This is a genomic window from Bradyrhizobium sp. CCBAU 45394, assembly GCF_028128655.1.
Lineage (GTDB): Bacteria > Pseudomonadota > Alphaproteobacteria > Rhizobiales > Xanthobacteraceae > Bradyrhizobium > Bradyrhizobium diazoefficiens.
Map to the genome: position 1 here is coordinate 72,920 of NZ_LBIX01000157.1, position 7,692 is coordinate 80,611.

11 protein-coding genes are annotated in these 7,692 nt (G+C 65.1%); 7 read left to right on the plus strand and 4 right to left on the minus strand.

The window, feature by feature from the left end:
* Window positions 1–209 precede the first annotated feature (209 nt).
* Window positions 210–1,895: a caspase family protein gene (locus WN73_RS18085; RefSeq protein ID WP_271554085.1), complete on the minus strand. Its 1,686-nt coding sequence runs from the start codon at window positions 1,893–1,895 to the stop codon at window positions 210–212.
* Between the two features lie 249 nt (window positions 1,896–2,144).
* Between WN73_RS18085 and msrA the strand changes: the two genes are divergently transcribed.
* The 4 genes from msrA to WN73_RS18105 all read left to right on the plus strand — a co-directional run bounded on the left by msrA (window position 2,145) and on the right by WN73_RS18105 (window position 4,077).
* Window positions 2,145–2,849, plus strand: coding sequence for a peptide-methionine (S)-S-oxide reductase MsrA (gene msrA, locus WN73_RS18090; RefSeq protein ID WP_011089780.1), 705 nt, complete (start codon window positions 2,145–2,147; stop codon window positions 2,847–2,849).
* A gap of 29 nt (window positions 2,850–2,878) precedes the next feature.
* On the plus strand, window positions 2,879–3,298 hold the full coding sequence (gene msrB / locus WN73_RS18095) for a peptide-methionine (R)-S-oxide reductase MsrB (RefSeq protein WP_028173078.1): 420 nt from the start codon (window positions 2,879–2,881) through the stop codon (window positions 3,296–3,298).
* Between the two features lie 108 nt (window positions 3,299–3,406).
* Window positions 3,407–3,571 (plus strand): DUF3309 family protein, encoded by a 165-nt coding sequence (locus WN73_RS18100; RefSeq protein WP_053815155.1) that lies wholly within the window; start codon window positions 3,407–3,409, stop codon window positions 3,569–3,571.
* A gap of 212 nt (window positions 3,572–3,783) precedes the next feature.
* The gene (locus WN73_RS18105) at window positions 3,784–4,077 is read left to right on the plus strand and encodes a hypothetical protein (RefSeq protein ID WP_028173077.1); all 294 of its coding nucleotides are present in this window, start codon (window positions 3,784–3,786) and stop codon (window positions 4,075–4,077) included.
* Between the two features lie 243 nt (window positions 4,078–4,320).
* Here WN73_RS18105 and WN73_RS18110 read toward each other — a convergent pair whose 3' ends face one another.
* Both WN73_RS18110 and WN73_RS18115 read right to left on the minus strand, forming a co-directional pair.
* On the minus strand, window positions 4,321–4,878 hold the full coding sequence (locus WN73_RS18110) for a DUF4112 domain-containing protein (RefSeq protein ID WP_028173076.1): 558 nt from the start codon (window positions 4,876–4,878) through the stop codon (window positions 4,321–4,323).
* A gap of 62 nt (window positions 4,879–4,940) precedes the next feature.
* Window positions 4,941–5,366, minus strand: a complete 426-nt coding sequence (locus WN73_RS18115) for a DUF5413 family protein (protein WP_011089784.1) — start codon at window positions 5,364–5,366, stop codon at window positions 4,941–4,943.
* 144 nt (window positions 5,367–5,510) lie between these two features.
* Between WN73_RS18115 and WN73_RS18120 the strand changes: the two genes are divergently transcribed.
* The 3 genes from WN73_RS18120 to WN73_RS18130 all read left to right on the plus strand — a co-directional run bounded on the left by WN73_RS18120 (window position 5,511) and on the right by WN73_RS18130 (window position 6,550).
* Complete coding sequence (locus WN73_RS18120) at window positions 5,511–5,753, plus strand: hypothetical protein (RefSeq protein ID WP_028173075.1); 243 nt, start codon at window positions 5,511–5,513, stop codon at window positions 5,751–5,753.
* A 38-nt stretch (window positions 5,754–5,791) separates the two neighbouring features.
* Window positions 5,792–6,016: a hypothetical protein gene (locus tag WN73_RS18125; protein ID WP_028173074.1), complete on the plus strand. Its 225-nt coding sequence runs from the start codon at window positions 5,792–5,794 to the stop codon at window positions 6,014–6,016.
* A gap of 258 nt (window positions 6,017–6,274) precedes the next feature.
* Window positions 6,275–6,550, plus strand: a complete 276-nt coding sequence (locus tag WN73_RS18130; RefSeq protein WP_370139528.1) for a hypothetical protein — start codon at window positions 6,275–6,277, stop codon at window positions 6,548–6,550.
* A 47-nt stretch (window positions 6,551–6,597) separates the two neighbouring features.
* On the opposite strand, the gene WN73_RS18135 is transcribed toward WN73_RS18130, so the two are convergent.
* Window positions 6,598–7,692 (minus strand): hypothetical protein (locus WN73_RS18135; protein ID WP_271554087.1); only part of this gene is annotated, 1,095 nt, incomplete at its 5' end.

Sequence of the window (7,692 nt, forward strand, 5' to 3'; positions counted from 1 at the left end):
ATGCCCACCGTCTCTCCACACACGAAATAAAAATGGTGGGCACGCTTCGCTTTGCCCACCCTACGACACCTGCCTACCCCGTCATTCCGGGGCGGCTCGAAGAGCCGAACCCGGAATCTCGAGATTCTCAGGTGCGCAATTGCGCACCATAGTTCGATGCTTCGCGTCGCTCCGGAATGACGAATTGAGTTGCTCTGCAACTCAATTCGTCACTTCCCCGCGGCGAAATAGAAATCCTCGCGCCCCGGAGGCGAGCCGTAGGTGAACGGCTGCTGCTCGTGCCTGGTGGCGGACCAGACGTCGTCGCGGACGATGTCGAACAGCTTTCTGATCTCGACGCGCGGCTCCTTGATCTCGCGGGCGAGCGCGGTGGCGAACGGGCTGTCGGTGCCGCCATCGCCGTCCATCGCGGTCTCACCGTGCTTGGCGGCGTAGACCACCATGAAGCCCGCGCCGGGCTCGATGTTGGAAAAGCCCTTGTCGACCAGCTTGAGCGACAGCGTCCGCTGCATGGTCGGCGCGAACGGATTGTCGCGGCATGCATCCAGCATCACCAGACGCACCTTTCGCGCGGCGCCGACGGCGGCGATCACCTGCTCGAGGGCGACGGCCTGGGCCTCGGCATCCCTGTCGGCGGCCAGCTTGGCGTCGACGGGAACGAGATAGTTCACCCCGCCGATCTCGAATCCGTGGCCGGCGTAATAGACCACCGCCCAGTCGGCCTTCTCCGCTTCGGCGGCGAACGTCTGCAGCGCTTCGAAGAACTTGTCGCGGGTCAGGTCGCTGACCGATATCACGGTCTGGAAGCCGACGTCGCGCAGCGCGTTTGCGATCAACTTCGAGTCGCGCGGCGGGTTGGGCAGGGCGTGCACGTTCTTGTAGGCGCCGTTGCCGATCACCAGCGCGACGCGGCGCCCGGTCGCCCCGGCCGGCGCCTGCGGCGTCAGCGCGGCGAGCCGCTCCTGCGCGACGGCGCGGGCGCGCGCGACGTCGAGTTCGTCGAATTTCGTCAGCGAATAGGCCGCCGCGCGGTAGTCGGCGCGGGCCTGGGCGATATCTTTCCTGCGCTCGTAGATCTGGCCGCGGCCTGAATGTGCCCGGACATTGTTCGGGTTGATCTGGATGGCCGAGTTGTAGTCCTTCAGCGCGGCGTCGAGGTCGCCCTTCATCATGCTGACATCGGCGCGGTTGTTGATTGCGTAGACGTTCTTCGGCTGCTTCTCGATCAGGCCGTTGCAATCGGCAAAGGCCTGGTCGTACTTGCCCATCATGCCCCAGGTGATGCAGCGGTTGCCTGCGATCTGCGGCGCGGCCGGATCGATCTTCTCGGCCTCCGCGAAATCGGCGATCGCGCCGTCGAAATCCTTCATCAGCGTGCGCACGCGGGCGCGATTGGTCCAGCCGAGCAGGAATTTTGGCGTGTACTTGATCGACAGGTTGAAATCGTCGAGCGCGCTTTGCAGCGCGCCCCTGCGCAGATGGATGACGCCGCGGTTGTTGTAGGGGACGCCGTAGGTCGGGCGCTTCTGGAGCGCGAGGTTGTAGTCCGCCATCGCGAGGTCGTCCTTGCCCGAGCGCTCATAGGCGAGGCCGCGCAGGTTGAGCGCAATGACGTAGTCCGGATCGAGGTCGACGGCCATGGACAGGGTGTCGATCGCGCGGGCGTAGTCGCGCTTGTTGATCAGGGTGTTGCCGCGCACGGACAGCGCGATCGCCTTGTCCTTGCCGGTGAGGCGGTCGGCGTTGAGCAGATTGTCGCAGGCCTGCGCCCTCGCCTGGAGCTCGGCCTGGCGGTCACGGCAGATGGCGAGATCGTCGCCGGCCTGCGGCTCGGCCGCGGCGACCGCGACGGCGGAGATCAGGGTGACGAGGGTCAGGGAAACGACGCGCAGCATGTTGTCAGGCCAGCTCCAGCCACCACTTTTTTAAGTCGATCGTCGATCGCGCGGGTTCATCTAGCGCGGAGTTCCTCACCTCGCCAAGCCGGGCTGTCGCGGGCCGCGTTTTCTCACAGAGTCGTGTCCGCCACGGCGTAACAATCGGCTCCTGTCCCCGTATCTCAGGTGACTGAAATGCCGCCGGGCAGGCTGTTCGCCCGGCGCCAACCGACCTAGAATATCCACCTTCCGGAAAGAGGATCCGCCATGCGCCGTCCCGCCCTCCTGTCCCTGCTGGCTGCTACGACCGCCCTGACGCTGGCCTTTGCCGTGCCGTCCCGGGCCGCCGAGGATGCGGTCGTGATCCCCGCCCCGACCATGGACGCGGCGCCGGCGAGCGGCATCCAGACCGCCGTGATCGCCGGCGGCTGCTTCTGGGGCGTGCAGGGCGTGTTCCAGCACACTGCGGGCGTCGTCAACGCGGTCTCCGGCTATGCCGGCGGCACCAAGGCGACCGCCGACTACCAGACCGTCTCGAGCGGCCGGACCGGCCACGCGGAATCGGTCGAGATCAAGTACGACCCGAAGAAGATCAGTTACGGAAAGATCCTCCAGATCTACTTCTCGGTGGCGCACGACCCAACCCAGCTCAACCGCCAGGGGCCAGACACCGGCACGCAATATCGCTCGGCGATCTTCACCACCTCCGAGGAGCAGAAGAAGGTGGCCGAGGCCTATATCGCCCAGCTCAACGGCGCCAAGGTGTTCAGCAAGCCGATCGTGACCAAGGTCGGCGCGCTGGAGGCGTTCTATCCGGCGGAAGCCTATCATCAGGACTATCTGACGCTGCATCCGAACCAGCCCTACATCGCCTATAACGACCTGCCCAAGGTCGAGAACCTGAAAAAGCTGTTCGCGGATAACTACATTGAGAAGCCGACGCTGGTGAATGCCAGCAAGGCCACCAACTGATCGCGAGATCACCAAGAAACGGGAGACCCATGCCCGACGCCAAGACGAAGACCACGGACGACAAAGTCATCAAGAGCGAAGAGCAGTGGCGGCGCGAGCTGTCGCCGATGCAGTACGCGGTGCTGCGCGAGAAGGCGACCGAGCGTCCCTTCTCCGGCGAATATGAGCACGACCACCGTGCCGGCACCTATGTCTGCGCCGGCTGCGGCAACGTGCTGTTCGAGTCCGACGCCAAGTTCGATTCCGGCTGCGGCTGGCCGAGCTTCACCCAGCCCGCCGTCGAGAGCCATGTCGACGAGGAAAGGGACGTGAGCCACGGCATGATCCGCACCGAAGTGCTCTGCGCCAAGTGCAGCGGCCATCTCGGCCATGTCTTCCCCGACGGCCCCGGGCCGACGGGCCTGCGCTACTGCATCAACTCGGCGGCGCTGAAGCTCGAGCCGAAATAAACGTTGCGCGCCGTTGGGTTCCGTCATGGAACCCGGCGGCGCGATGTGCTTTTCTTCTCTGGCGGTGCGGCCGATCATCGCGATTTGGCGGCCGCCAGGGAGGATGCCATGTCGCTCGGGACCATCCTGATCATCCTGGTGATCATCTACCTGCTCGGCGGCCTGTCCGGCCGCGTCGGCGGTTACGGCTACGGCATGGGCCATTCCGGCATGGGGATCGGTGGCGTCGTGCTCGTGGTGCTGGTCGTGCTGTTGCTTCTTGGCAAACTATAAACCATCCAACTAATTGAAATTACTTGATTTATAGCCCTTGCGGGGCTGCCATGCGCGGATTCATCATCTCCCATCGCAGGGGTCGCAATTTTGTCAAAACGGCCTATATTAGAGGGCGAAAATGACATGTGCGGCGGGCCCACGCGATTGGCCTCCGCCCTCCCAAACCCCACGCGCTTAAAGCCCCAGAGAAGATCACGAGGTCTTTGACCATGCGTCCACTGCGTCCGTTCAACTTCAACACCTCCGCCGAGCTCTTCCCCGCCGCGATCCGCAAGAAGAAGCGTGCCGGCTTCACCTATCGCCGGTTCGGCACCGCGGCCGAAGCCGTGCAGTTCGCGATGGAGCAGTTGCCGACGGATTCGCTGAACGGCGCCTATCTCCAGGTCGAGGAAGCGCGCTTCGACCAGAACGGCATCCGCTCGCTCTATGAGAGCGAAGCCTTCCCGCTGCCCCGTCGCCGCAAGCCCGAACCGGCTGCCGAGGCCGACGCCGACGCGGCGTAAGTTTTTTCGCCAAACCCGATGTGCGCAGAAGGCGCGATGGCCGAAAGGCTATCGCGCTTTTTGCGTTTTTTTAGTTCTCCCTCTCCCGCTTGCGGGAGAGGGCTGGGGTGAGGGTGTCTACACAATCGAGGACCCCCAACAGGCGAAAGCCCTCACCCGGCGCTACGCGCCGACCTCTCCCGCAAGCGGGAGAGGTGCACCGAGCCTGCCGCTCGCTCACCTCAATCGAGATACTTCCAGCTCCTAAATCCGCGGCTGCTTGTCGAGCCAGCGGCGGAGCAGGCGCATGTTGCGCATGTTGGCGCGGAACATGACGTCGAAGGCGTCGCCCGCAAGCGGCACCATGCCGACCACGCCGTCGACCGCGACATTGCCGAGCATGCGCGCCGTGAGGTACCAGGGCGCGCCCAGCGCGCGCGCCTCGCGCACCAGCCACAGCGAGATCGCGGTGGTGATGATGTCGCCGACGACGGGGATCAGTCCGATCAGGCCGTCGATGCCGTAGCGGATGTTGGTGCCGGGCAGGATGAAGGCGACGTCGAGCAGCCTGGCGATCGCCTCGAGCCGCGCGATGCGCTGCTCGCGCGTCAGGTTGCCGAACGGATTGCCTCCCAAGGGATTGTTTTGGCCGAACTCGAAACGAAACTCGCGAAATCCCTGCTCCAGCGTCTCGGGCCGGATCTCGCGGCCGTCCTGGTCGATGATCGGCCCGCGTGGTTCCGTGCCTGAGAAGGTGGCGCGCGAACGGCTCCCGGAACGGGATTTGCGCGGAGCAAGAATATCGTCGTCGGACATGGTCATGGCCCAGGGGAAACTCGCGAGCGCGGCGGAGGTTGCTGCACCGCGCGCGAACGTCGCGCGGGTCAGGTCGGCGCCGCCGCCGCTTGCGGCTCCTCGACATATCTATGCACGAGCCAGGAGGAAAGCACCGACGGCACGAAGCCGACCAAGCCGTACAGGATGAACTGAACCGCACCCGAATCCGGCCCGCGCGAGCTGTAGGTCAGCGAGGCCAGGACGAAGGCGAACAGGCCGACCAGCAGCATCCGCAGCACCGGGCCGACCCGGCGGATGTGGAGCAGGATGTCATCGACCGCGCCGATCATCAGCGACGGCAGGAAGCCGAACAGATAGCTGTATTGCAGGGTCTTGAAGAACACTGCGAACAGCTTGCCGACCTCGCCAAGATTGGTCTGGGTCCAGTAACCGGACTGGTAGGTCGTCGTCAGCAGCAGCAGGAACCCGCCGACAAACGGCCCGACCAGCGCAAACACCAGATAGCGTTTCATCAAAGACCCTCACACTTTGGCCCTGTTATAGCAGCGCCTCGGGAACCTTGAATAGCGGGCGCCGACTCCTCCCCCGGGGGAACAAGTGGCAAGGCGACGAGTTCAGACAGGACCTGAATGACCCCTCTCGGACCGGAGCCGCCGATGTCCCGCAAATTTCTTCTGGCGACGATCACGCTTGCAACCCTCGGTGGCCTGTCGAGCGCGCCCGCTCTCGCGCAAGGCCACATGGGCACACCGCAGGAGCAGAACGCCTGCTCGCGCGATGCCTCGCGGCTGTGCCGCAAGGACCTCGGCAATGACGGCGCGGTGCAGAGCTGCCTGCAGGCCAACCGGGCCAAGCTGTCGAAGTCGTGCAGCAAGGTGTTCGCCAGTCACGGCATGTGAAGATCGGAAACAGTCCCTTTGAACGGAGAGGTGAAGCCATGCTGCGCGACGAACAGCTCTCGATCCTCAGGGACATCAGTCAATCCATTGCCTTTGCCGACGACCGGCAAGGCAAGATGGGACAGTTGATCGCCGACGGCTACGTGATGAAGGACGGCGATCTGTTCGAGCTCACGGCGAAGGGCGTCACCGCCGTCGAGGAACACGCCGCCGCACTTGGCGAGAGCGACGCCACAAGCACGCCATCCTATCGCCTCATCTGACGCAACGCGTCGCTTTCTGCGTGACGTGCGCGCAACAATTGCGAATTCGTTCGCGCGGACCATTGCGGCCATACGACAATGGCGCATACTTGGCTCGGGCGGCGCAGCACTTTTCGATTCGAACATCACGAGAGATCGAGCAACCACATGCGGGATGAGGTTCCCGGCGTGATGGCTGAGACATGCGGCAGGTCAAGCCGCGTGAGGCGCCCCAAAACCAAGCGGCTCAAGCCCACGGAACTCGGGGACACATTCAGCATGACACGCAACCGGACCATCGCAACTCTCTTCGCCCTCGCCACCACCGCTGTCGCATTCCAGACATCGCCCGGCTTCGCCTTCTCGTCCGAAGCGCAGCAGATGTGCTCGGGCGATGCGATGCGGCTGTGCTCCAGTGAAATTCCCGACATCCCGCGGATCACCGCGTGCATGGTGCGGAACAAGGCGCAGGTCAGTCCCGGCTGCCGCGCCGTGATGGACCGCGAGCACGCCGCCGCCGCGGCATCGCGCAAGCGGGAAGCGGCCGCGCAGTAGTCATCCATCCAGGATGTCATTCCGGTTCGGTGCGCAGCACCAGTGGTCTAATCGCCCCACTGCGCGAAGGCGTCGTTGAAGGCGCGCTCGCCGGGGGCGCCCTTCTCGATCGCGATGATGGCGCGGCGCTGGTTGGCGTAGACCAGGGGCACGTCGAACCAGGAACGCTCCTTCAGGAGCTGGACGTTGCGGGCGCGGTCGGCGTCGACGTTGGACAGGCCGACCAGGAAGAAGCCGTCGGTGACCTTGACCGCGAGCCCTGCGAGCGGCGTGCCGCGCGCCTGTTCGTTCGACTTCATCAGAATGCCCGGCACGTTGGAGACGCTGCCGCCCGGGAAATCCTGCGGCAGGATGAAGGTCAATTCCGCGGTGTGGCTCGCCGGCAGCGAGGAGTCGGTGTTGCGGCGGAACGACATCGTCATCTTGAACTTGCGGTCGGGAATCTCGATGTCGGCGCGCACGGCGACGTCGGCCTTCTGGTTGCCCGACGCCTTGATCGGCTCGAGCCGCCACACCACCGAGCCGACATATTGCTTGCCCTTCGGATCGGACGGATCCTCGTCATAGAGCACGACCTTCTGCGCCACCGGCGCGACCGGCTGGTCGCTGGCCGAGGGCTGGCCGACGCGATCGGGGATCTTCGGCTTGCTCTGCGGCTGGGACGCATCCTTCGGCGCCTCCACCACCTGGGTCGGCGAGGACTTGAACAGGCCGCTCACGGTCTGGAGCAGCGGCTTGCCCCAGAGAATGCCGGCGCCGACCAGGATCAACACGATGCCGACGGCGATCGCACTCTTGAACGGGAAGACGGAGCGCGCGCGCTTGGGCTTCTTGGCGTCGCGGTCGAGGACGGGGATGTGCGGGCGCCCCGACGGCTGCCGCGGCGCATAGCGCTCGGCCTCCTCGACCGACTCGTCATAGGAATAGGGCGCATCGCCCTCGCCGGCGCGGTTCTCCAGGCTCGGCTCCAGCCGGTCGAATTCCGGCGAGGGCGAGGGCACGTTGGCGTAGGTGCGGCGCGCGGCGCGATTGGCCTGCGCGGCGGCGCCGCCGAGATCGTTGACGTCGGCGGTGATGTCGCGGAAGCCGCGCACGCCAGGTGCGGGCGGCAGCGGCGGCGGAGGTCCGATGTCCGGCGGACG

What these genes read in the sequence shown, in the direction of transcription:
- WN73_RS18110 (WP_028173076.1), bottom strand. Translation starts at nt 4,878, where the DNA reads ATGACCATGTCCGACGACGATATTCTTGCTCCGCGCAAATCCCGTTCC.
- WN73_RS18100 (WP_053815155.1), top strand. Translation starts at nt 3,407, where the DNA reads ATGTCGCTCGGGACCATCCTGATCATCCTGGTGATCATCTACCTGCTC.
- WN73_RS18085 (WP_271554085.1), bottom strand. Translation starts at nt 1,895, where the DNA reads ATGCTGCGCGTCGTTTCCCTGACCCTCGTCACCCTGATCTCCGCCGTC.
- WN73_RS18105 (WP_028173077.1), top strand. Translation starts at nt 3,784, where the DNA reads ATGCGTCCACTGCGTCCGTTCAACTTCAACACCTCCGCCGAGCTCTTC.
- msrA (WP_011089780.1), top strand. Translation starts at nt 2,145, where the DNA reads ATGCGCCGTCCCGCCCTCCTGTCCCTGCTGGCTGCTACGACCGCCCTG.
- msrB (WP_028173078.1), top strand. Translation starts at nt 2,879, where the DNA reads ATGCCCGACGCCAAGACGAAGACCACGGACGACAAAGTCATCAAGAGC.
- WN73_RS18125 (WP_028173074.1), top strand. Translation starts at nt 5,792, where the DNA reads ATGCTGCGCGACGAACAGCTCTCGATCCTCAGGGACATCAGTCAATCC.
- WN73_RS18130 (WP_370139528.1), top strand. Translation starts at nt 6,275, where the DNA reads ATGACACGCAACCGGACCATCGCAACTCTCTTCGCCCTCGCCACCACC.
- WN73_RS18115 (WP_011089784.1), bottom strand. Translation starts at nt 5,366, where the DNA reads ATGAAACGCTATCTGGTGTTTGCGCTGGTCGGGCCGTTTGTCGGCGGG.
- WN73_RS18120 (WP_028173075.1), top strand. Translation starts at nt 5,511, where the DNA reads ATGTCCCGCAAATTTCTTCTGGCGACGATCACGCTTGCAACCCTCGGT.